16 protein-coding genes are annotated in these 21,938 nt (G+C 67.1%); 7 read left to right on the top strand and 9 right to left on the bottom strand.

The annotated features are described in order from the left end of the window. Positions 1 to 3: 3 nt before the first annotated feature. Positions 4 to 384 (bottom strand): VOC family protein, encoded by a 381-nt coding sequence (locus ABIE51_RS03745; protein WP_192632288.1) that lies wholly within the window; start codon positions 382 to 384, stop codon positions 4 to 6. Positions 385 to 547: 163 nt separating this feature from the next. On the opposite strand from ABIE51_RS03745, the gene ABIE51_RS03740 reads away from it, so the two are divergent. Continuing rightward, positions 548 to 1,318: a response regulator transcription factor gene (locus ABIE51_RS03740; protein ID WP_192632287.1), complete on the top strand. Its 771-nt coding sequence runs from the start codon at positions 548 to 550 to the stop codon at positions 1,316 to 1,318. A gap of 412 nt (positions 1,319 to 1,730) precedes the next feature. Here the strand turns inward: ABIE51_RS03740 and ABIE51_RS03735 are convergent, their stop codons facing one another. From ABIE51_RS03735 to ABIE51_RS03700, 8 genes are all read right to left on the bottom strand, one after another. Then, positions 1,731 to 1,940, bottom strand: coding sequence for a dodecin (locus tag ABIE51_RS03735; protein ID WP_115841233.1), 210 nt, complete (start codon positions 1,938 to 1,940; stop codon positions 1,731 to 1,733). A 127-nt stretch (positions 1,941 to 2,067) separates the two neighbouring features. After that, positions 2,068 to 2,556 carry a hypothetical protein gene (locus tag ABIE51_RS03730; RefSeq protein ID WP_192632286.1) on the bottom strand — a complete coding sequence of 163 codons (489 nt, stop codon included), beginning with the start codon at positions 2,554 to 2,556 and terminating at the stop codon, positions 2,068 to 2,070. A 72-nt stretch (positions 2,557 to 2,628) separates the two neighbouring features. After that, complete coding sequence (gene motB / locus ABIE51_RS03725) at positions 2,629 to 3,606, bottom strand: flagellar motor protein MotB (protein WP_192632285.1); 978 nt, start codon at positions 3,604 to 3,606, stop codon at positions 2,629 to 2,631. Between the two features lies 1 nt (position 3,607). Continuing rightward, a complete protein-coding gene (motA, locus tag ABIE51_RS03720) occupies positions 3,608 to 4,462 on the bottom strand; it encodes a flagellar motor stator protein MotA (RefSeq protein ID WP_192632284.1) in 855 nt (284 codons plus the stop codon). Positions 4,463 to 4,575: 113 nt separating this feature from the next. Continuing rightward, positions 4,576 to 5,388 carry an aldose epimerase family protein gene (locus ABIE51_RS03715; protein WP_192632283.1) on the bottom strand — a complete coding sequence of 271 codons (813 nt, stop codon included), beginning with the start codon at positions 5,386 to 5,388 and terminating at the stop codon, positions 4,576 to 4,578. Further along, a complete protein-coding gene (locus ABIE51_RS03710) occupies positions 5,378 to 6,394 on the bottom strand; it encodes a glycoside hydrolase family 43 protein (RefSeq protein ID WP_192632282.1) in 1,017 nt (338 codons plus the stop codon). The genes ABIE51_RS03715 and ABIE51_RS03710 overlap by 11 nt, the downstream gene beginning before the upstream one ends. Before the next feature lie 14 nt (positions 6,395 to 6,408). Beyond that, the gene (locus ABIE51_RS03705; protein ID WP_192632281.1) at positions 6,409 to 7,890 is read right to left on the bottom strand and encodes an MFS transporter; all 1,482 of its coding nucleotides are present in this window, start codon (positions 7,888 to 7,890) and stop codon (positions 6,409 to 6,411) included. A 119-nt stretch (positions 7,891 to 8,009) separates the two neighbouring features. Continuing rightward, positions 8,010 to 10,847 carry a TonB-dependent receptor gene (locus ABIE51_RS03700; RefSeq protein ID WP_192632599.1) on the bottom strand — a complete coding sequence of 946 codons (2,838 nt, stop codon included), beginning with the start codon at positions 10,845 to 10,847 and terminating at the stop codon, positions 8,010 to 8,012. Positions 10,848 to 11,294: 447 nt separating this feature from the next. Between ABIE51_RS03700 and ABIE51_RS03695 the strand changes: the two genes are divergently transcribed. The 6 genes from ABIE51_RS03695 to ABIE51_RS03670 all read left to right on the top strand — a co-directional run bounded on the left by ABIE51_RS03695 (position 11,295) and on the right by ABIE51_RS03670 (position 21,935). After that, the gene (locus tag ABIE51_RS03695) at positions 11,295 to 12,596 is read left to right on the top strand and encodes an MFS transporter (RefSeq protein ID WP_192632280.1); all 1,302 of its coding nucleotides are present in this window, start codon (positions 11,295 to 11,297) and stop codon (positions 12,594 to 12,596) included. Between the two features lie 31 nt (positions 12,597 to 12,627). Next, complete coding sequence (locus tag ABIE51_RS03690) at positions 12,628 to 13,632, top strand: endo-1,4-beta-xylanase (RefSeq protein ID WP_192632279.1); 1,005 nt, start codon at positions 12,628 to 12,630, stop codon at positions 13,630 to 13,632. Beyond that, positions 13,629 to 16,490, top strand: a complete 2,862-nt coding sequence (locus ABIE51_RS03685; protein ID WP_192632278.1) for a glycosyl hydrolase 115 family protein — start codon at positions 13,629 to 13,631, stop codon at positions 16,488 to 16,490. The genes ABIE51_RS03690 and ABIE51_RS03685 overlap by 4 nt, the downstream gene beginning before the upstream one ends. Before the next feature lie 110 nt (positions 16,491 to 16,600). After that, on the top strand, positions 16,601 to 18,016 hold the full coding sequence (uxaC, locus tag ABIE51_RS03680; RefSeq protein ID WP_502913248.1) for a glucuronate isomerase: 1,416 nt from the start codon (positions 16,601 to 16,603) through the stop codon (positions 18,014 to 18,016). Continuing rightward, positions 18,013 to 20,763 (top strand): beta-galactosidase GalB, encoded by a 2,751-nt coding sequence (gene galB / locus ABIE51_RS03675; RefSeq protein WP_502913247.1) that lies wholly within the window; start codon positions 18,013 to 18,015, stop codon positions 20,761 to 20,763. The genes uxaC and galB overlap by 4 nt, the downstream gene beginning before the upstream one ends. A 65-nt stretch (positions 20,764 to 20,828) precedes the next feature. Next, positions 20,829 to 21,935: an endo-1,4-beta-xylanase gene (locus ABIE51_RS03670; protein ID WP_354504793.1), complete on the top strand. Its 1,107-nt coding sequence runs from the start codon at positions 20,829 to 20,831 to the stop codon at positions 21,933 to 21,935. Positions 21,936 to 21,938: the final 3 nt, after the last annotated feature.

Here is a 21,938-nt window from a genome sequence, read left to right as displayed (position 1 = left end):
TGCTCAATGGCCCCGCAAGCCGCCACGCTCGGCAAAATCCGGCCGCTGCGGCGGCAGGACGCAGAAGCGGTGGCCGGTCGGGGCCTCCATGACCCACCAGGTGCGCACCTGCGCGATGCGACGCGCGCCGAGCGCTTCCAGGCGGCGGACTTCGGCCTCGACGTCGTCGGTTTCGATGTCCAGATGAACGCGGCTGGGATGCTCGACGCGTTGCAGCAGGATGCGCGGCTGGTCGGTTTCGACGTCGAGCTGCCGGTAATGCGCGTCCTGCGGATCCGACAGCGTCGAGGCGCGATGGCCGAGCGCCGCCGCCCAGAACGCGGCGGCGCGCTCCAGGTCGCCGTTGCAGTCGATGATGATCTGTCCCAGGCGGCTGCGATGCATGCGCGGGACTGTATCGGCGAGGCGATCAGCGAGCGGTGAACCGTGCGCGCCGTCGCGTCTGTCCGCCCGCACCGCGTCGCGATCGCGTTACCGCTCACATCAATTTCACGACCGGATTCGCAGCCTTCACGCACAGCGTTCCCACATTCCTTAAGGAGACACCATGAAGGCGGCCGGCGGACTCATCCTCATCGTCGAGGATCACATGGCGATCGCAGAGATGGTCGGTGAATTCCTCGAAGCGCGCGGCTATGAAGTCGACTTCGCGCGCGACGGCGCCGACGCACTGCGACTCACCGCGGAAAACACCTACGACGCGATCATCCTCGACCGCACGCTGCCGCGCCTGGACGGGCTGGACGTGTGCCGTCGCATCCGCGCCGAGCAGCGCCGTTCGACGCCGGTGCTGATGCTCACCGCGCGCGACACGCTCGACGACAAGGTCACCGGCCTTGAAGCCGGCGCCGACGATTACCTGACCAAACCGTTCGCGATCCAGGAACTGGAGGCGCGCATCGCCGTGCTCATCCGCCGCGGCCGCAAGGCGATGGGGGGCGGCGTCCTGCGCGTGGCCGACCTGGTGCTGGATCCGGAAGCGATGACCGTCCACCGCGACGGCATGGAACTGCACCTGTCGCCGACGGGCTTCCAGCTGCTGAGCATCCTCATGCGCGAATCGCCGCGCGTGGTGTCGCGCCAGGAAATCGAGCGCGAGATCTGGAAGGGCGAATCGCCTGATTCGGACACGCTGCGCAGCCACCTGTACAACCTGCGCAAGACGATCGACCGCCCCTTCGACAACCCGCTGCTGCACACGATGCAGACCGCCGGCTACAAGGTCGCCGACCTGTCGGGTTCGAAGTCCGCGCGTGACAGCGCACCGGCGATGGCGGCGACGCCGCGTTATGCCGAAGCGGCGGTCAGCGCGCACTGAGTGCGTGCTTCAGCCCCTCTCCCACCGGGAGAGGGGTTGGGGGTGAGAGAAGCGGCGCCGCGGTGCCCATGCGCTGCGGGCCTGGGTCCCGGCTTTCGCCGGGATGACGGTTCAGCCCCTCTCCCTGCGGGAGAGGGGTTGGGGTGAGGGGTAACGAAGCGATACGGGCGAACGACCGGGTCCGTACAGCGCTGCGCATTGCTTCCCATCGCGACGGATCCTCGATGCTTGATCGAGAACCTCAACCCTGCTCGCGCGAATCCACATGGATTCCAGCTTTCGCTGGAATGACGGTTTAGCCCCTCTCCCACCGGGAGAGGGGTTGGGGTGAGGGTCGGTAGAGCATCAACGCTCGCACTCGCGATGCTGTTCACGAAGAGGCCTCAGAGCAACAGAAGCCCAAGCGCGCCCCTCACTCCTCCAGCGTGAACCCCACCTTGATCGTCACCTGCCAGTGGGCGACCTTTCCGTCCTCGACGTGGCCGCGGACGTCCTGCACGCAGAACCACTTGATGTTGCGCACCGTCTCCGACGCGCGCTCGATCGCGCGACGGATCGCATCGTCGGTGCTGGTCTTCGACGAGCCGGTCAGCTCGAGGTGCTTGTAGACGTGTTCGCTCATGGTCGCTCTCCGGGTGGGGGTTCGGACGGACTACGCGGATGCCTGCAGCGCGCCTGGCGCGCGCCGCCCGATCATAGTCCCTGCCCGCCCCCGCGCCCGTGATGCGCGCCGGTCGCCGACGAACGCGCTAGAGGCAATCCGCGCCGCCTTTCAGGCAGGCGGCATTGCGATCGCCCAGCGCCTTGGCGTCGGCTTCGCGACGCGCGCGGCGTTCGGCGGCGGTCATGCAGACAGTCTCCGTTCGGTTGCTGCCGACCTTCCGCGTGCGCTCGCACACCAGCTTCTCTTCCGGCGCGCGGTTGACGATGGCGGAGATGGATTCGAGCGAGTTGAACACGAGGATGCGATCGGCCTCGGGCAGCTCCGTGATCGCGCTGCGGTCGCGCAGCAAGGTGAAGACCTTGTCCTGCTCGCGCAGCAGCGTGGCGCGCTCGGTGGCGGGCATGTCCTTGTACCGGCCGCTGCGCTGTTCCACCTCGACGCGGAGCTGCCGCTGCTGGTCGAGGATCGCCGTGGCATCCATGTTCGGATGGATTTCGTTGGCTGCGGCCGGCACGGCGGCGGAGATCGCCAGCGCCAGCGTGAAGACGGCCTGCCTTGCGAAGTACCTGAGCATTCCCTGTTCCCCGGTCGAAAGTCTGCCGACCGTACCGGCAAGGCGAGGCACCGTCCAGTGCAAACCGGGGCGTCAGCCGTGCCCGTGTTCCGCTTCGTCCGGCGCACCTGCGACCCGGTTGGGCCCCACTTCCGGCAGCGCGCCCGGCGCTGGTGCGCCGCTGCCGGGCAGGCTGTCGGCCGGCGTCATGACGTCGGCTTCCGGGTTCTGCACGACGATGCTGATGCGACGGTTCAACGGCGAGCGTGGATCGCGCTTGTCGAACGGCACCGACGCCGCCAGTCCGACCACGCGCGAGATGCGGTCTTCTTCCAGCCCGCCTTCGACGAGCGCGCGACGCGCGGCGTTGGCGCGTTCGGCGGACAGTTCCCAGTTCCCGTAGCCGCCCGCCGAGTGGTACGGCACCTCGTCGGTGTGGCCGCTAAGCGCGATGCGGTGGTGGGCATCGTTGAGCAGGCCGCCCATCTCGCCGAGCAGCGCGTGCGCGTAGTCCTTCAGGCGCGCACTCGCGTTGTCGAACATCGGCCGGTTCTGCTTGTCGACGATCTGGATGCGCAGGCCTTCCGGCGTGAGGTCGATCAACAGCTGGTCCTTGAACGGCGCCAATGCCTGGCTGCGTTCGACCGCCTCTTCCAGCGTCCGCTTGAGCGCGTCGAGTCGGCGCTTTTCTTCCTCGCGCGCGATGTCCCGGGCCTGCTGCGGCGAGAGCTTCATCGGCTCGCGTGCGCCGAACTCCGCGCCATGCCCGCCCGCGACGGCGACCGCGCTGGTGGTGGGGATCAGGCGGTCCGCGGCGCCGCCGGGACCGTTCGCGCCCGGCGCGGGCTTGAGCGACTTGCCGACCACGGCGCTGGGGTTCTTGAAGTATTCGGAAATCGCGGCGCGCTGCTGCTTGTCGGTGATGCCGACGATCCACATCACCAGGAAGAACGCCATCATCGCGGTCACGAAGTCCGCGTAGGCGACCTTCCACGCGCCGCCGTGATGCCCGCCGGCCACGCGCTTGATCGGCCGGAGGATGATGACCGGCCGTTCGCGATTGGCGGCCATGTCAGCGCTTGCCGCGCAGGTGCGCGTCCAGGTCGGCGAAGGCCGGGCGCATGTCGGAGAACAGCAGCTTGCGCGCGAATTCCACGGCCACGCTCGGCGCGTAACCGCGCACGCTCGACACCAACGCCATCTTGATGACCTCGAACGCCTTGGCCTCTTCCTGCGCGTGGTGGTGCATCGCCGCCGCGAGCGGGCCCACGAAGCCGTAACCCAGCAGGATGCCGAGGAAGGTGCCGACGAGCGCGGCTGCGACGTGGTGACCGATCTCGGACGCTTCGCCGCCGATGGACGCCATCGTGATCACGATGCCCAGCACCGCCGCGACGATGCCGAAGCCCGGCAGCGAGTCGGCCAGCACCTGCAGCGCGTGCGCGGGCTCGCCCGCTTCCTTCGAATGCGTTTCCAGCTCGATGTCGAGCACCTGTTCGAGCTCGTGCGCCTCGAAATTGCCGCTGACCATCAGGCGCAGGCAGTCGGTGGTGAATTCCATCAGCGGCTTGTCGGCGAGCAGCTTCGGGTACTTCTGGAACAGCTCGCTCGTCTGCGGTTCGTCCACGTCGCGCTCGATCGCCATCATGCCTTCGCGACGCGCCTTCATCAGCACGTCGTAGAGCATGGCGAGGATGTCGACGTAGTCCGACTTCTTGTAATGCGAGCCCTTGAGCAGGCGCGGAATGCCGCCCACGCACGCCTTGACGACCTTCAGCGGATTGGCGACGAGGAACGCGCCCGCCGCGGCGCCGCCGATGATGAGCAACTCATAGGGCTGCCACAACGCGCCCAGCTGGCCGTGCGACAGCACGAAACCGCCCAGCACGCTGCCGATTACGACGATGAAACCGATGATGATGAACATGAGCCGCCCCAGGACACGATTGGGTTAACGGCGCTGTCCGGGGAACATTGAGGTCCGTATCGATCGCCCTTGCGCATGCGCGAGGGCGGTCACAGTCGTTCATCGAAGCGGCGTCACCACGCCAGCCGGAACCAGCGCTCCAGCGTCTGCCCCGGCGCCAGTACGCGCGGTTCGAGGTTGAAGGCATCCGGCGGGCCGCTCTGCGGCTCCACGCACGTCGTTCGCTCGGGCATGTCGAACACGACCCAGTGCGCGCAATCGGAGGTCAGCGTGACGCGCTGTGCGCCACGATGCAGCATGACCGGCGCGTCGTTCATGAAGCAGTCGTCCCACGGGCCGGGCGGCGGCGGCGCAAGCGGACGCGTCGCCATGCCGTCGTCGTCGCGCGGATACCACGCGGTCGGGGCGAACTCGATGCGGTCGGGCTTGAGGAACCACGGATGCCAGCCCAGTTCCGCCGGCATCGCGCGTTCGCCGGCGGTGGCCGACAGGGTCATGCGCAGGCCGCGTGCTTCGAGCTCGATGCGTTGCCGTGCGATGCCGCCGAACGGCCAGCGCTCATCCGCCGGCAGCGCCAGCGACAACCCGACGTGGTGCGGCGATTGCGAATCGACCTGCCACGGCAGCGCGAAGCCGGCGCCGTGGATCGCGTGCACGCCGAGGTTCGCCGGCAACCGGTGCGACGTGCCTTCGAACGCGAATTCGCCGCGACGCACGCGCCCCGCCCACGGCACCATGGGATACGAACCCCAGCCGATCGTCGCGTCGTTGTCGTGGCTGAAACCCGCGAGTTGACCGATGCCGTCGACGCGGATCTGCGCGATGCGCCCGCCGGCCTGCGGCGCGACGTCGACCGACATCGCGCCATGCGTGAGCGTCACCAGCGGGCCCGGTTCGAGCCGCGCCGTCGCGGCGTCACGCGCCATACGGGTCGATGGTGACGATGCGGCCGTTCGCGTCGTGCTGCAGCGACGCGACCTTGATCGAACGCAGGTGCGTCACGCCGCCCGACAGGATGCTGTCGTGATAGAACAGGAACCACTGTCCATCGAACTCGACGATGGAGTGATGCGTGGTCCAGCCCACGACCGGCGTCAGGATCGGCCCCTGGTAGGTAAACGGTCCGTACGGGCTGTCGCCGACCGCATAGCACAGCAGGTGCGTGTTGCCGGTCGAATACGAGAAGTAGTACTTCCCGCCGAACCGGTGCAGCCAAGACGCCTCGAAGAAACGGCGCTCGTGGTCGCCAGCCTTCAGCGGTTCGCCGTTTTCGTCGAGGATCACGACCTCGCGCGGCGCTTCGGCGAACTCCAGCATGTCGCCGCGCAGGCGCGCGACCTTCGGGCCGAGCGCGGCCTCGTCGTCGCCCGGCTCGGCGTGCGCCTCGTCGCGCACGTTGTCGCGGTACTTCTGCAGCTGGCCGCCCCAGAGGCCGCCGAAGTACATGTAGCTTTCGCCGTCCTCGTCGGTGAACACCGCCGGATCGATCGAATAACTGCCGGCGATGGCCTCGGGCTGCGGAACGAACGGACCTTCCGGGCGATCGCCGACGGCGACGCCGATCTGGAACACGCCATCGGCGCGCTTGGCCGGGAAATACAGGTAGTACTTCCCGTCCTTCGTCGCCGCGTCCGGCGCCCACATCTGGCGCTGCGCCCACTTCACGTCGCGCACGTGCAGCGCGACGCCGCAGTCCACGGCCTCGCCGTCGGGCGAGTCCATGCGCAGGACGTGATAGTCCTCCATGCCGAAGTGCGAGCCTTCATCGTCGAACGGAATGCCGGCGTCGATGTCGTGCGAGGGGTAGACGTACAGCTTGCCTTCGAACACGTGCGCGGACGGATCGGCGGTGTAGATGTGCGTGACCAGCGGCTGCGAGATCGCCTTGGCGGCGATGGCGCCGAGGTCCTGGTTCTGGGAGAGGTCGGACATGGGGAATCTCCGGATCAGGCCGAGGCGGTTTGCAGGCGGCGGGCGGTGAGTTCCTGTTCGATGCGCGATTCCATCGGCTTGTTGATCTCGTACAGGAACAGCAGCACCACGCACAGCAGGAACGGAATCGATGCGTACAGGCTCACCGCCAGGCGGATGCCGTCGACGGTCTGCGGCGACTGCATCGCGGCATCGGCGTTGTAACCGTAGTACGCGAGGATGCCGGCGACGGATGCGCCGCCGACGCTCAGACCGATCTTCAGCCCGCACAGCATCGCCGAGAAGATGATCGCGGTGGCGCGGCGGTGGTTCTTCCATTCGGAGTAATCCGCGACGTCGGCGATCATCGCCCACAGCAGCGGAATGGTGATGCCGTAGAAGAAGCCGTGCAGGATCTGCGCGCCGAACACCACCCACGTGGCCTGCGGCGGGAAGAGCAGGAACACCAGCATGAACAGCGTGGACACCAGCAGCGCGCCGCCGAACACGTCGCGCTTGCCCAAACGGTCGGCGAGCTTCTTCGAGAAGCCGATGCCGAGGATCATGAAGATGATGCCGCCGGCGTTGAACAGGCTCAGCGCGGACGTCGGCGCGTCCTTCGGCCACTGGAACTCCGTCAGGCCCATGCCGGTGAGCACCGAGTTGAGTCCCGCGATGAAGCCGTTGAAGCCGACTTCGTCGAGGAACCCCGCCAGGTGCGGCTCGCTCAGGTAGTACTTGAAGTAGTACACGTACATGCCGCCCTTCAGCGCGAGCGTCACGAACACCAGGATCGTGAGCATCAGCATCACCACCCACGGGCGGTTGCGCGCCAGGTCCGACAGGTCCTGCTTCACGCTCGACTTCTGCTCCGGCGCGGGGACGATGCGCTCTTTCGTCGTGAAGAAGGTGATCAGGAAGAACACCGTGCCGACGATGGCGAACAGCATCATCGTGTTGTGGAAGCCGCGCACCTTGTCGCCGTCGCCGAGGATCAGCACCAGCGGCAGCAGCAGCGCCTGGATGATGAACTGCGCGACCATCACCGCGACGAAGCGGTACGCCGACAGGCTGTTGCGCTGCGCCATCGAGCCGGTGAGCACGCCGCTCAGGGCCGAGTACGGCAGGTTGTTGGCCGCGTAGATCATCACCAGCAGCGTGTAGGTGCCCATCGCGTAGGCGACCTTCGCGCCGGGCGCGAGATCGGGCGTGCTGAAGGCCAGCAGCGAGAACACGCCGAAGGGAATCGCCGTCCACAGGATCCACGGACGGAACTTGCCCCAGCGCGTGTTGGTGCGGTCGGCGGCGATGCCCACGATCGGCGTGAACACGAACGCGCCGAGGATGCCGCCGATGAAGATGATGGTGGCCGCCGTGGCCGCCGGGATGCGGTACACGTCGGTGTAGAAGAACGCCAGGAACGTCACCAGCGTCTGGAAGATGAGGTTCGCGGCGAGGTCGCCGAGGCTGTAGCCGATCTTTTCGGTGACCGACAACGGTTCGGAAGTGCTGTTCATGATCACCTGTCGTGTGCGCTGTGCCGCCGCTTCATATACACCACGGCCCGCCCGGTGCGCTGCACTGGACGGGCCGCGTTTTCCCCTCTCCCCCGCGGGCGCGGGGGAGGTTTACCGCATCAGAACGTGCCGCGGACGCCGACCGTGTACGTGGTGCCGAAATCGTACATGTCGTTGACCGCGTTCTCGAAGGCGAAGAAGGAACGGCGCTCCTCGCCCAGGATGTTGGTCACGTTGAAGAAGATCTGCGGCTTGGACTTCACGTTGACCAGCGTGTAGCTGCTGGACAGGTCGAGCTGGCCGCGATCCTCGCCGTACAGCTGCGCGAACGGAATGCCCTGCTGGTTGGAACCGCTGGCGGCGGAGCCTTCCTGCCAGTTGTACGACAGGCGCGCCTGGGCGACGTCGTTCTCCCAGTAGATGGTCGCGTTCCACAGGCTCGGCGACAGGCCGTAGACGTTGCTCGACAGCGCGGCCGCATCCTTGCCGATGGTGGAGATATCGATCTTCGAGTAGTTGGCCATGAAGCCCAGGCCGTCGAGCACGATGCTCAGCGGCTGCACCCAGATCGCTTCCCAGCCGTTGATCTCCAGCTCGGCGTCGGCGTTGACCTGCTGCTGCACGTTGACCGTCGCCACGTTCGGGCCGCCGCGCGAGTTGATCGCCTGCTGCTGCGCATCGACCAGGCTTTCGAACGGAATGCCGAGGTCGGTGAACGGACGGGTGACCACGCCCTGGTAGGTGTAGCCCTTGATGCGCTTGTTGAACAGCGTCAGGCCGACGAAGCCTTCACCGCCGGTGTACCACTCGCCGCCGATGTCGAAGTTGGTCGAGGTGTACGGGGTCAGGTCCGGGTTGCCCTGCGTGGCGACCTGCGCGGAGATGTCGCTGAAGGTCGTCGCCGGCAGCATCGAGCTCGGGTTCGGACGCGTCATCGTGCGCGAGGCCGAGGTGCGCAGCACCACGTCTTCGGCCACGTCCCACGCCGCGCTGAACGACGGCAGCCATTCGTTGTAGTCGCTGCTCAGCGTCTGCCACTGGCGCACGCCGCCGATGGTGACCGGGCCGCTGATGTCCTGGTCGGTCATCGCGTAACGCACGCCCATGTTGAAGCGCAGGTTGCGGTGCCAGATCTCCGACTCGCCGTTGACCATGATGAAGGCCGCCGTGTTGGCTTCATCGAAACCGCCCGTCGGGGCGCTGGTGTTGGCGTTGTTCGCCTCGGCCGCCGAATCGCGGTAGAAGGCGTAGTTCGTGTCGGCCATGAAGCGGTCGAAGTCGACCGTCACGAAGCCGGCCGGGCCCGGGCTGAGGTAGTTCGGAAGCGCGGAGCTCGGAACCTGCGAGAACGCGTACGGCTGCCAGTTCGTGCCCGTGTCGCCGAAGCCGACGATGGTGCGCGAGTTCTCGTCGTAGGCGATGCCCATGGTGACGTTGTTGCGGTCGTCGCCGAACTGCAGGCTGGCGTTGAGGCCGCCGGTCTCGGTCACGCGCTTCTCGTTCTGCGCCCAGACGCGGCCGCCGGTCCAGGTCCAGCCGATGTTCGGATCGTTCAGGTCCAGGCCGCTCTGCGCGGTCGGGATATCGCCGTTGTTCGTGTACTGCACGGTGGTGACCGGCGAGTTGAACAGGATGGTCGGCGACTCGCGGTACATCCAGCTGCGGCTGACGCTGGCCTGCACGTCGAGCTTGATGTCCTCGTCGAACCAGAACGTCGCGCCCGGCGTGAACTGCCAGTACTTGACGTCTTCGACGTACGGCCGGGCTTCCAGGAAGTACTGCGCGTTCTCGAACGTGGCGCTGGTGACGACGTTGTTGGCGTCCAGCTGCATGTTCGTCGGCACCATCGCGCCGTTGCGGCCGATCAGGTTGATGTCGATGCGGTCGTTGGTGCGGTGCGCCTCGGTGTACAGCACGTCGGCGTACACCTCGAGGTTCTCGTTCGGGCGCCACTGCACCGAGCCCAGGAACGCATCGCGGTCGCGATCGCCGGACATGTGCACCGGACGGCCGAGGCGCGGGATCAGCGCTTCGCCGATCTGCTGCGTGGTCAGGCCCGGGTTGTGGTCGCGCAGCCACTGCGCGTCGATGGTCTCGCCCGGACGGCTGGCGATGCTGTCCGGAATGCGCCAGCCGTTGCCGCCGGTGACGTTGCAGGGCTGGCCCAGCGCCGGGAAGCCGCCGCCGTTCGCCGCGCCGTTGCCGCACTGCGCGTTGGTCAGGTTCGGATTGGTCCAGCCGACGGTCTCGTAGCCGTCCACGCCGATGTGGCCGCGCTGCGAGGTCACGCCCACCAGCACGCCGAAGGTCTTGTCGTCGTTGAGCCAGCTGCCGATCACGGTGCCGCGCGGGCTCGTCTTCTCGCTGACGTCGTTGTAGTCGGCCTGCAGCGAATAGGTGACCTGCGACTCCGGATTGTCGAACGGACGCACGTTGCGCATGTCGACCACGCCGGACGCGCCGCCTTCGGTGAGCGCCGCCGTCGGCGACTTGTACACCTTCAGCTGCGTGAAGAATTCGGTCGGGAACAGGTTCAGGTCGACTTCGCGGTTCGCGTTCTGCGCGTCCAGGCCGATCGACGCCGTCGCCACGGACTGGCCGTTGATGGTCGTCTTGGTGAAGCTGCTGGGCAGGCCGCGGATGGCGACGTTGAGGCCTTCGCCGTTGACGTCGCGGTTGAGCTGGATGCCCGGGATGCGCGCGAGCGACTCGGCGATGTTGACGTCCGGGAACTTGCCGATGTCCTCGGCGTAGATGGCGTCGACGAAGCCGCTGGCCTCGCGCTTGGCCATCGTCGAATACTCAAGGCTCTGGCGGAAACCGCTCGCGACGACCCGGTCGAGTTCGGTCACCTGGTCCTGCGTGGACTGCGCTTGCTCGGCCTGCGCCTGCGTGGATTGCGTGTCGGCCGCCGGCGTGGCGGCCTGCTGCTGCGCGAAAGCCGTCGAGCTGGCCATACCCAACAGCGCCAGGCCCAACGCGCGCGACAGCGTGTTTCTTGCGAACTTCTGCACCGTACTCCCCTCCCGTTTCTGGTACGCGGCGATCTCTAGGATTCGCCGCACTCGTTTTGTGTAGAAACCTGTTTGACGCAATGACCCCGGTTTCCAGTGGGTCGGACAAGTGGTCCGGATGGTAGCGCTACCATTTGTCCGGCCGCACGCTGCGGTGCGACATGGAATTCCGGGACGTGTCTACGCGGATTTGTCGCAACGCAGCATGACGTTTCGCCCTGAAAGCAGGTTGGATATGGGGGTGGCGCGTATTGCCGGGCACCGATTTCCCGCCCGGCGGTGATAGCGCTACCACTTTCCCCGTCATTCCACACCTGCCATGCGTGCAGGAGGACCTCGCGCCGATGCCCCACGTCCCTCCCCGCATGCACGCAGAACGGGCGCAATCCCATGAATGACACCGCCTCCCAAGGGGTCCCCACGCCAACCGCCAGAGTCGGCAAGTACCGCTGGCGCGTCTGCGCGATGCTGCTGGCGGCCACGACGATCAACTACGTCGACCGCCAGGTGCTCGGCGTGCTCGCGCCGTTCCTGCAGACCGAGATCGGCTGGAACGAGATCGAGTACGGCTACATCGTCACCTCGTTCCAGGCGGCGTACGCGATCGGCCTGCTGTGCACCGGCGCGATCATCGACCGCTTCGGCACGCGCATCGGTTACGCCATCGCCATCAGCGTATGGAGCCTCGCCGCGATGGCGCACTCGCTGGCCGGCAGCGTTGTCGGTTTCGCGGCCGCGCGTTTCGCGCTGGGCCTGGGCGAAGCCGGCAACTTTCCCGCGGCCATCAAGACCGTCGCCGAATGGTTCCCGCGTCGCGAACGCGCGCTCGCGGTCGGCGTGTTCAACGCGGGGTCCAACGTCGGCGCGGTGCTCGCGCCGCTGCTGGTCCCGATCATCGCCGCAACGTGGGGCTGGCAGGCGGCGTTCCTGTTCACCGGCGTGCTCAGCGCAACGTGGCTCGCCGCCTGGCTTCTCACGTATCGCACGCCCGACGACCAGCCGAAGCTGACGAAGGCCGAACTCGACTACATCCGCAGCGATCCGCCCGAACCGACGGTGAAGGTGCCGTGGCTGCAGCTGTTGCGCCACCGCCAGGCGTGGGCGTTCGTCGCGGCGAAGTTCATCACCGATCCGGTGTGGTGGCTGTTCCTGTTCTGGCTCGGCAAGTTCCTCGCGTCGGAATACAAGCTCTCGCTCAGCACGATTGGCCTGCCGATGATCGTGGTGTACCTGATGGCCGACGTGGGCAGCATCGCCGGCGGCTGGCTCGCGGGGCGCTTCATGCGCATGGGCTGGGACGTGAACCGCGCGCGCAAGGGCGCGATGCTCACCTGCGCGCTGTGCGTGGCGCCGATCGTGCTGGTCACGCAGGTGGACAACCTGTGGATCGCCGTGGCGCTGATCGGCCTCGCCATGGCCGGCCATCAGGGCTGGTCGGCGAACGTGTTCACCCTGCCCTCGGACATGTTCCCGCGCCACGCGGTCGCGTCCGTGGTGGGCATCGGCGGCTTCGCCGGCGCGGTCGGCGGCATGCTGATGTCGGTCTTCACCGGGGCGCAGCTGGAATCCACCGGCAGCTACGCGCGCATCTTCCTGATCGCCGGCTGCGCGTACCTGGTCGCGCTCGCAGTCGTGCACCTGCTCGTTCCGAAACTGCAGCCGGCCGCGTTCGAACGCGCGCCGGCCGCGTGACGCGTCGCCTCCATCTCCACAGGGGAATCGAATGAAACACCGCCACACGATCCTGTTCGCACTGCTCGCCACCGCGCTGTCGCCGGCGTTCGCGCAGCAGGCCGCGCCGACGCAGCTCGCCGCCGGCAATGCGAAGTTCCTGGGCAGCGCCTACGGCAAGCCGCAGGCGAAGGACTTCACGGTCTACTGGAACAAGGTCACGCCGGAAAACGCCGGCAAGTGGGGCGAAGTCGAGAAGCGCCGCGACCGCATGGACTGGCGCGGGCTCGACGAGGCGTACCGCGTCGCGAAGGACCACCACTTGCCCTTCCAGATGCACGTGATGGTGTGGGGCAACCAGCAGCCGGAGTGGATCGAGAAGCTCCCCGTCGCCGAACAGCGTGAGGAAATCGAGGAGTGGTTCGCCGCCGTGGCGGAGCGTTATCCCGACCTCGATTACGTCGAAGTCGTCAACGAGCCGCTCAACGATCCGCCGAACAAGGACGACAAGGGCGGCGGCAACTACATCGAAGCGCTCGGCGGCAGCGGCACGACCGGCTGGGACTGGATCGTCGAGTCCTATCGCCTCGCGCGCAAGCACTTCCCGAATGCCAAGCTGCTCATCAACGACTACAACATCACCAACAAGCCCGACGCGACGAAGCGCTATCGCGAGATCATCGACATCCTGCGTCGCGACAACCTTCTCGACGGCATCGGCGTGCAGGGTCATGCGTTCGCGACGACGCCCGACGTGCCGATGTCGGTACACAAGGCGAACCTCGACCTGCTCGCCGAAAGCGGCCTGCCGATCTACGTCACCGAACTGGACATCGACGGCCCGACCGACGAGCAGCAGCTGAAGGATTACCAGCGCATCTTCCCGGTGTTCTGGGAGCATCCGGCGGTCAAGGGCGTGACGCTGTGGGGTTTCCGCCCGGGCCTGTGGCGCCAGAAGGAAAAGGCCTACCTCGTGCGCAAGGACGGCAGCGAGCGGCCGGCGTTGCAGTGGCTGCGCGAGTACGTGCGCGGCACGGCGGCGAAGCCCGCGCAATGAGGTCGTCCGCGTCGGCCGCCATCGCGGCGCTCGTGCTGTCCTTCTCGCCCGTCGTGTCGCGCGCGGCGGACAACTGCACGCAGCCTGCCGCGATCTGCGACGACGCGGTGGCCGGCGCGTTTGCGCTGGTCGACAACGGCCGCGTCGCGCGCGTGATCGTCGACGACGCGGATTTCCCCGGCGTTCTGCGTGCGGCGCGCGACGTCGAAGGCGATCTTGCAAAAGTCGCCGGCGCACACGCGAATCCGAAAACGACGAAGACCGCGATCATCGCCGGCACGCTTGGGCGCAGCCCACGCATCGATCGCATCGTCGCGAAGCACAAGCTCGATACGCGCGGCGTCGCGAACACCTGGGAAGGCTACCTGCTGCAGGTCGTGGAGCGTCCCGAGCCCGGCATCGATCGCGCGTTGATCGTCGCCGGCGCCGACAAGCGCGGCACGATCTTCGGCCTGTACGAAGTCTCGCGCCGGCTCGGCGTGTCGCCGTGGAACTGGTGGGCCGACGTGCCGGTGCAGGCGCGCAGCACCCGCTACGTCGCACCGGGTCGCTTCGTCGATGCGCCGCAGGTGCGCTATCGCGGCATCTTCCTCAACGACGAGGATCCCGCGCTCGGCGGCTGGATGAAAGCCACCTACGGCGGGCCGAACCACCAGTTCTACGAACGCGTGTTCGAACTCGTGCTGCGCCTGAAGGGCAATTACCTGTGGCCGGCGATGTGGGGCCGCGCGTTCGCCGACGACGACCCGCGCAATCCGCAGCTCGCCGACCAATACGGCGTCGTCATCGGCACCAGCCACCACGAGCCGATGATGCGCGCGCACGTGGAGTGGAAACGCCACGGCCAGGGCGCATGGGACTACACGAAGAATGCCGACAACCTGCGCGCCTTCTGGCGCGACGGCATCGCGCGCATGGGTTCGCATGAAAGCGTGGTGACGCTCGGCATGCGCGGCGACGGCGACGAACCGATGGCGCAGGACACCGCCATCGACCTGCTGCAGACCATCGTCGCCGACCAGCGCAACATCCTGCGTGAGCTGACCGGCAAACCGCCGGAGGAAACGCCGCAGGTGTGGGCGCTCTACAAGGAAGTGCAGGACTACTTCGACGCGGGCATGAAGGTTCCGGATGACGTCACGCTGCTGTTCGCCGACGACAACTGGGGCAACCTCCGCCGCCTGCCGAAGCCCGGCGAAACGCGCGGCGGTGGCCATGGCGTGTATTACCACTTCGATTACGTCGGTGGGCCGCGCAACTACAAATGGCTCAACACGACGCAGATCGAGCGCACGTGGGAGCAGATGCACCTGGCGTACGAGTACGGCGCAAGGCAGCTGTGGATCGTCAACGTCGGCGACCTGAAGCCGATGGAGTTCCCGATCTCGTTCTTCCTCGACTACGCGTGGAAGCCGGAAGCGCTCGGAATCGACGAGCTCGCGCGCTATCCCGCGCAATGGGCGGCCGAACAGTTCGGCCCGCAGCACGCGCGCGAAATCGGCGAACTGCTCATGCGCTATACGCAGTACAACGCGCGCCGCAAGCCGGAACTGCTGTCGCCGGAGACCTTCAGCCTGGTGAACGACGCCGAGGCCGACCGCGTCAATGCGGACTGGAGCGCCCTGGTCGAACGTGCGCGCGCGATCGGGGCCGTGCTTGGCCCGCAGTATCGCGACGCGTACTACCAGCTGGTCGAATACCCGATCGCCGCCAGCGCGAACCTCACCGCGATGTACGTGGCGACCGGCCGCAACCGGCTGTATGCGAAGCAGGGGCGCGTCTCGGCGAACGCGCAGGGTGAGCTCGCGCGCTCGCTGTTCGCGCGCGATTCCGAACTCGCGCGTGTCTACGAGCACGACATCGCCGGCGGCAAGTGGGTCCACATGATGTCGCAGCCGCGCATCGGCTACACCGGCTGGCAGCAGCCCGAGCGCAACATCATGCCGACGCTGGAGACGGTGACGCCGAAGGCTGCCGCGTCGATGGGCGTCGTGATCGAAGGCGACACGGCCGCGTGGCCGGGCGCGAAATCCGCCGCCGTGCTGCCGCCTTTGGATGCCCTCGCCCACCGCTCGCGTGCGGTCACGGTATTCAACCGCGGCGCGAAGCCGTTCCGCTTCGAAGCCTCCGCCTCACAACCGTGGCTGCGCGTGTCGCCGACCGCTGGCGAAGTCGATGACGAATTCGCGCTGCGGGTCGAGGTCGACTGGGACGCCATTCCCGCGAACGCACGCACTGCACGCGTCACGCTGCGCGGCGATGAGGGCACACGCGTGTCGATTGATGTCCCGATCGAGCAACGCGCGAATGCCGGCAAGATCCGCGGCTTCGTCGAAAGCGATGGTCGAATCGCCATCGAGGCCGAACACCATGCACGCGCCGTCGCGAGCGACGGCGTGCAGTGGCGCACGATTCCGAACTTGGGCCGCACGCTGTCGGGCGTCACCTCGTTCCCCGTGACGGCACCGGCCGGCACCACCGACGAACGCGGTTCGTGGCTCGAATACCCGGTTCATCTGGCGCACGACGGCGTCATCAACGTGCGCGTGGTCATGTCGCCGACGCTGGATTTCCGGCATCGCGGCGGCCTGCGCTATGCGGTGTCCATCGACGGCGAAGCGCCGAGGATCGTCACCGTGAAGAGCGACCCGACGCCCGGCCATGCCGATTTCAGGGCGTGGGAACACGCGGTGAGCGACAGTGTGTACGTCGGCACCTCGCGCCACGATGCGAAGGCGGGCAATCGCACACTGCGCATCTGGCGCGTCGATCCGGGCGTGGTGCTGCAGCGCGTTGAGATCGCACGGGACGGAGCGCGGCAGAGCTATCTCGGCCCCGTGGAGAGCCCGAAACTTTGAAGCCAGCTTGCGCCACAACGCCGTAAACGCAGTCGACACCCATGGATTCCCGCCTGCGCGGGAACGACGACCCACGCAACGCAGCTCAGAACACAACAGACGAGCCCATCATGAGCACCGCCCTCCACCTCCACGAAGACCGCCTGTTCCCAAGCGACGCGACCACGCGCGACATCGCGCGTCGCCTGTATCGCGAAGTGGCGACGCTGCCGATCGTGAGCCCGCACGGCCACACCGATCCGTCGTGGTTCGCGACCAACGCGCCGTTCGCCAACGCGACCGAACTGCTGCTGGTGCCGGATCACTACGTCTTCCGCATGCTCTACAGCCAGGGCGTGTCGCTGGACGAACTGGGCATCCCGCGGGCGGACGGCTCGCGTGCGAACGTCGATCCACGCGCGGCGTGGCGCGTGTTCGCGCGCCACTTCCACCTGTTCCGCGGCACGCCGTCGTCGATGTGGCTGAACCACGTTTTCTGCGAGGTGTTCGGCCTGCGCCAGCGGCTCGACGAAAGCACGGCCGATACCTACTACAACCGCATCACCGACGCGCTGCAGACGCCTCAGTTCACGCCGCGCGCGTTGTTCGAGCGCTTCAACATCGAGGTCATCGCCACCACTGAATCGCCGCTGGAGTCGCTGGAGCATCACCGGGCGATCGTAGACAGCGGCTGGAAGGGCCGCGTCATCACCGCGTATCGCCCCGATCCGGTGGTCGATCCCGAGCACGAGCAGTTCCCGTCGGCGCTGCAGCGCTTCGGCGAAATCACCGGCGAGCACGTCTATACCTGGGACGGCTACCTGCGCGCGCATCGCCAGCGTCGCGAGTTCTTCAAGCGCATGGGCGCGACGTCGACCGACCACGGCCATCCATCGGCCGCGACGGCAAACCTGCCGCCAGATGAAGCACGCAAGCTGTTCGACACGGTCGTACGGGGCGGCGCGACGCCGGCGCAGGCAGAGCTGTTCCGCGCGCAGGTCCTCACGGAGATGGCGGCGATGAGCCTGGACGACGGACTGGTCATGCAGATCCACCCCGGCTGCTTCCGCAACCACAACGCCGGCCTGTTCGATCGCTACGGTCGCGACAAGGGCGCCGACATCCCGCTGCGCACCGAGTACGTGCACGCGCTGAAGCCGCTGCTGGACCGCTTCGGCAACGATCCGCGCCTGAACGTCATCCTCTTCACGCTGGACGAGAGCACGTACAGCCGCGAGCTTGCGCCGCTCGCGGGCCACTATCCGACGCTGTTCCTCGGCCCGGCGTGGTGGTTCCACGATGCGCCCGAAGGCATGTGGCGTTTCCGCGAGCAGACGCTCGCCAGCGGCGGCTTCTACAACACCATCGGCTTCAACGACGACACGCGCGCGTTCCTGTCGATTCCGGCGCGGCACGACGTGGCGCGCCGCATCGATTGCGCTTTCCTCGGCAAGCTCGTCGCGGAACATCGCATGGACGAGGACGAAGCCGTGGACGTCGCGATCGACCTCGCCTACCGGCTGCCGAAGAAGGCGTATCGGTTGTGAGGGTCGCGGGCTCGCGCGTCGTATTTGCGCTGTTCTGCCTTGGCCTCGCGCTTGCAGCACCGCTCTTCGCGAATGCGGCGTCGCCCACGTCGTCTCCCCGCCAACGCATCCTCCTCGACACCGATTGGCGCTTCCACAAAGGGGATCCCGCAGGCGCGACGGGACTGGATTACGACGTCCGCCCCGACGTCGCACAGAGCGCCGACGGAAAGGACGCCGATGCGCGCCCCGACGAAGCGGCCAAAGTCACGGCACAGGACGGCACACGCGTACTCAAGCCGTGGATCCTGCCGACCGCCAATCCGCTGACCCGCGACCCGTCGAAGCATCACGTGCGCCCGGCCGGCAATCCCGGCGGCGACCTGTCCTTCGTGCAAGCCGCTTTCGACGACAGTGGCTGGCAGCGCGTCACCTTGCCGCACGACTGGGCCATCGCCGGTCCGTTCCTCAAGGACGGGCCGTACGGCGGCATGGGCCGCCTGCAGACGTGGGGCCCCGCGTGGTATCGCCGCACGCTCGACATCGCGGCCGGTGATGCCGGCCGCTCGATCTTCCTCGACGTCGATGGCGCGATGTCGTACGCGACGGTGTGGCTCAACGGCCAGCTCGTCGGCGGGTGGCCCTATGGCTACAACGGATGGCGCGTGGATCTCACGCCCTACGTGAAGCCCGGCCGCGCGAACCAGCTCGCGATCCGCCTCGACAATCCGCCCGAATCGGCGCGCTGGTATCCCGGCGCCGGCCTGTATCGCAACGTATGGCTGGTGAAGTCCGATCCGGTGCACGTCGCGCACTGGGGCACGCGCGTGACGACGCCGCAGGTGTCGAAGGAATCGGCGACGATCGCGCTGGAGGTATCGATCGACAACGATTCCCCACAAAACTCCGACGTCACCGCAAGCACCGACATCTTCGAACTCGACGCGAACGGCGAACGCCGCGGTAGCGCGGTCGCGCGCATCGATCACGGTCGCGCGCGCATCCCGAAGACCTCCAGCGCGACGCTCGCCGCCTCCACGACACTCGCGAACCCGCGTCTGTGGGGCCCGCCGCCGACGCAGCAACCCAACCGCTATGTCGCCGTCACGACCGTGTCGCGAGGCGGCCGCGCGATCGACCGCGTCGAGACGCCGTTCGGCATCCGCACGATCCGCTTCGACGCGAACGAAGGCCTCTTCGTCAACGGCGAACGCATCGCGATCCGCGGCGTGAACAACCATCACGATCTCGGCGCGCTCGGCGCGGCATTCAACGTACGCGCGGCGCAGCGGCAGCTCGACATCCTGCGCGAGATGGGCGCCAACGCCGTGCGCATGGCGCACAACCCGCCGGCGCCCGAGCTGCTCGAACTTACCGATCGCATGGGCTTTCTCGTCGTCGACGAGGTGTTCGATTCCTGGGAACGCAAGAAGACGCCGCTCGACTTCCACCTTGTTTTCCCCAATTGGCATGAACCGGACCTGCGCGCGATGCTGCGGCGCGACCGCAATCATCCATCCGTCGTCCTGTGGGGCGTTGGCAACGAGGTCGGCGAGCAGTACACGGGCGAAGCGGGCGCCGCAATCGCGCGCAAGCTGCATGCGATCGTGCGCGAGGAGGATCCGACGCGCCCGACGATCAACGCGATGAACTGGGCCAAGCCGGACATGCCCTTGCCGCGCGAGCTCGACGTGATCGGACTGAATTACCAAGGGGAAGGGATCCGCCAGGAGCCCGAGTTCGAGGGAACCGAGCGCATCCGCACGTCGCCGCAGTACGACGCCTTCCATGCCGCGTTCCCCGACAAGGCGATCCTCAGCACCGAAACCGCATCGGCGCTCAGCAGTCGCGGCGTGTACCTCTTTCCGGTGACGGGCAAGACCAGCGCGCCAGTGCGCGATGGCAGCGGCGGCGATTCGAAAATCCGACAGGTCAGCGCGTACGAACTGCACGCGGTGGATTTCGGCTCCAGCGCCGACAAGGTGTTCGCAAGCCTGGATCGCCACCCGTTCGTCGCGGGCGAGTTCGTGTGGACCGGCTTCGATTACCTGGGCGAACCGACGCCGTACTACGACTCACGCAGTTCGTATTCGGGCATCGTCGATCTCGCCGGTTTCCCGAAGGATCGCTACTACCTGTACCAGGCGCGCTGGCGTCCCGAGCTGCCGATGGCGCACCTGCTGCCGCACTGGACGTGGCCGGGCCGCGAGGGCCAGGTCACGCCGGTGCACGTGTTCACCTCGGGCGACGAAGCGGAGCTGTTCGTCAACGGCGTGTCGCAGGGCCGCAAGAAGAAGGCGCCGTTCGAGTACCGGCTGCGCTGGGATGACGTCGTCTACCGGCCCGGCGAACTCCGCGTGCAGGCGTACAAGGACGGCAAACCGTGGGCGAGCGCATCGACGCGTACGGCCGATGCGCCGGTGCGAATCGACGCGGTGGCGGATCGTCGCGTGATCGCGAACGACGGGCGCGATCTGTCCTTCGTCACCGTGCGCGTGCTCGATCGCAACGGCGTCGCGGTGCCGAACGCGGGCAACCGCATCCGCTTCATCATCGAAGGACCCGGCGAGATCGTCGCCACCGACAACGGCGACCCGACCGACATGGAGGCGTTCGGCTCGCACGAACGTCGACTGTTCAGCGGCCTGGCGCTCGCGATCGTGCGCGCCGTGCCGGGTTCGACCGGAACCATCACCCTGCACGCCGACAGCGACGCGCTGCAGGGCACGAGCATCACCCTGGAAAGCCGCGCACCGGAGCACCCATGACCGCACGACACACCACCCTGCGCGCGCTTTTCGCCGCAACCGCGCTTGCCGCCGCTTCCCTCGCGATGGCGAAGCAGCCTGCGACCACGCTCAAGGCTGCGTACGCCGACGACTTCAAGCTTGGCGTCGCGGTGAACGACGACATCGTGTCCGGCCGGGATGCCGCCTCGCAGGCGCTGACCGTCAGGCACTTCAACGCGATCACCGCCGAGAACGTGATGAAGGCGGAAGTCGTGAATCCAAAGCCCGGCGTGTACGACTTCGCCGCGGCCGACGCGTTCGTCGACTTCGGCCGCAAGCACGGCATGTACGTGATCGGCCACACGCTGGTGTGGCACAACCAGACGCCGGACTGGTTCTTCAAGGATGCGGACGGCAAGCCGAATACGCGCGATGCGCAGATCGAGCGCATGCGCGCCTACATCGAGAAGGTGGCCGGGCGCTACAAGGGGCGCGTCGATGCGTGGGACGTCGTGAACGAAGTGATCGACGAGAACGGCGGCTATCGCGACACCACGTGGGTGCGCAGCGTCGGCGACGGCGACGACCTGGTGAAGCACGCGTTCCAGTTCGCGCATCGCTACGCGCCGGACGCGCAGCTGTACTACAACGACTTCAACACGTGGCGGCCCGAGAAGCGCGACGGCATCGTTCGCATGGTGAAAAAGCTGCAGGCCGAAGGCGTGCGCATCGACGGCATCGGCATGCAGGGTCACTGGGGCCTGAACTACCCGTCGCTGCCCGACATCGAAGCGGCGATCGACGCCTACGCCGCGCTCGGGCTGAAAGTGATGATCACCGAGCTCGACGTGGACGTGCTGCCGCTCACGCGCGAAGGCCAGGTCATCGGCACGGTGATGGCGCATCCGCAGTTCCAGCTGCCGGAGTTCAAGCGCTACCTGGATCCGTATCGCGGCGGACTTCCGCCCGACGTGCAGCAACAGCTGAGCGATCGCTACGCCGAGCTGTTCGCGCTGTTCCATCGCAAGCGCGACGTGATCGACCGCGTGAGCCTGTGGGGCGTGCACGACGGAATGTCGTGGAAGAACGACTATCCGGTGCCGGGTCGCATCAACTATCCGCTGCTGTTCGATCGCGCCCGCCAGCCCAGGCCTGCGCTGGACGCCGTCCTGCGTGTACCCTGCGGCAACGCCTGCGCGCCGGGCCGCTGAACT

This window comes from Lysobacter sp. OAE881, from assembly GCF_040546665.1.
GTDB classification, from domain to species: domain Bacteria; phylum Pseudomonadota; class Gammaproteobacteria; order Xanthomonadales; family Xanthomonadaceae; genus Lysobacter_J; species Lysobacter_J soli.
The sequence above is the reverse complement of the archived record's forward strand: the minus strand, read 5'-3'. Positions and strand labels throughout refer to the sequence as shown.

Excerpts from the sequence above, each read along its gene's own strand:
- ABIE51_RS03735 (WP_115841233.1), bottom strand. The coding sequence starts at position 1,940 with ATGAGCGAACACGTCTACAAGCACCTCGAGCTGACCGGCTCGTCGAAG.
- ABIE51_RS03730 (WP_192632286.1), bottom strand. The coding sequence starts at position 2,556 with ATGCTCAGGTACTTCGCAAGGCAGGCCGTCTTCACGCTGGCGCTGGCG.
- ABIE51_RS03740 (WP_192632287.1), top strand. The coding sequence starts at position 548 with ATGAAGGCGGCCGGCGGACTCATCCTCATCGTCGAGGATCACATGGCG.
- ABIE51_RS03715 (WP_192632283.1), bottom strand. The coding sequence starts at position 5,388 with ATGGCGCGTGACGCCGCGACGGCGCGGCTCGAACCGGGCCCGCTGGTG.
- ABIE51_RS03700 (WP_192632599.1), bottom strand. The coding sequence starts at position 10,847 with ATGGCCAGCTCGACGGCTTTCGCGCAGCAGCAGGCCGCCACGCCGGCG.
- ABIE51_RS03685 (WP_192632278.1), top strand. The coding sequence starts at position 13,629 with ATGAGGTCGTCCGCGTCGGCCGCCATCGCGGCGCTCGTGCTGTCCTTC.
- ABIE51_RS03745 (WP_192632288.1), bottom strand. The coding sequence starts at position 384 with ATGCATCGCAGCCGCCTGGGACAGATCATCATCGACTGCAACGGCGAC.
- ABIE51_RS03710 (WP_192632282.1), bottom strand. The coding sequence starts at position 6,394 with ATGTCCGACCTCTCCCAGAACCAGGACCTCGGCGCCATCGCCGCCAAG.
- ABIE51_RS03695 (WP_192632280.1), top strand. The coding sequence starts at position 11,295 with ATGAATGACACCGCCTCCCAAGGGGTCCCCACGCCAACCGCCAGAGTC.
- uxaC (WP_502913248.1), top strand. The coding sequence starts at position 16,601 with ATGAGCACCGCCCTCCACCTCCACGAAGACCGCCTGTTCCCAAGCGAC.
- ABIE51_RS03690 (WP_192632279.1), top strand. The coding sequence starts at position 12,628 with ATGAAACACCGCCACACGATCCTGTTCGCACTGCTCGCCACCGCGCTG.
- motA (WP_192632284.1), bottom strand. The coding sequence starts at position 4,462 with ATGTTCATCATCATCGGTTTCATCGTCGTAATCGGCAGCGTGCTGGGC.
- ABIE51_RS03670 (WP_354504793.1), top strand. The coding sequence starts at position 20,829 with ATGGCGAAGCAGCCTGCGACCACGCTCAAGGCTGCGTACGCCGACGAC.
- motB (WP_192632285.1), bottom strand. The coding sequence starts at position 3,606 with ATGGCCGCCAATCGCGAACGGCCGGTCATCATCCTCCGGCCGATCAAG.
- ABIE51_RS03705 (WP_192632281.1), bottom strand. The coding sequence starts at position 7,890 with ATGAACAGCACTTCCGAACCGTTGTCGGTCACCGAAAAGATCGGCTAC.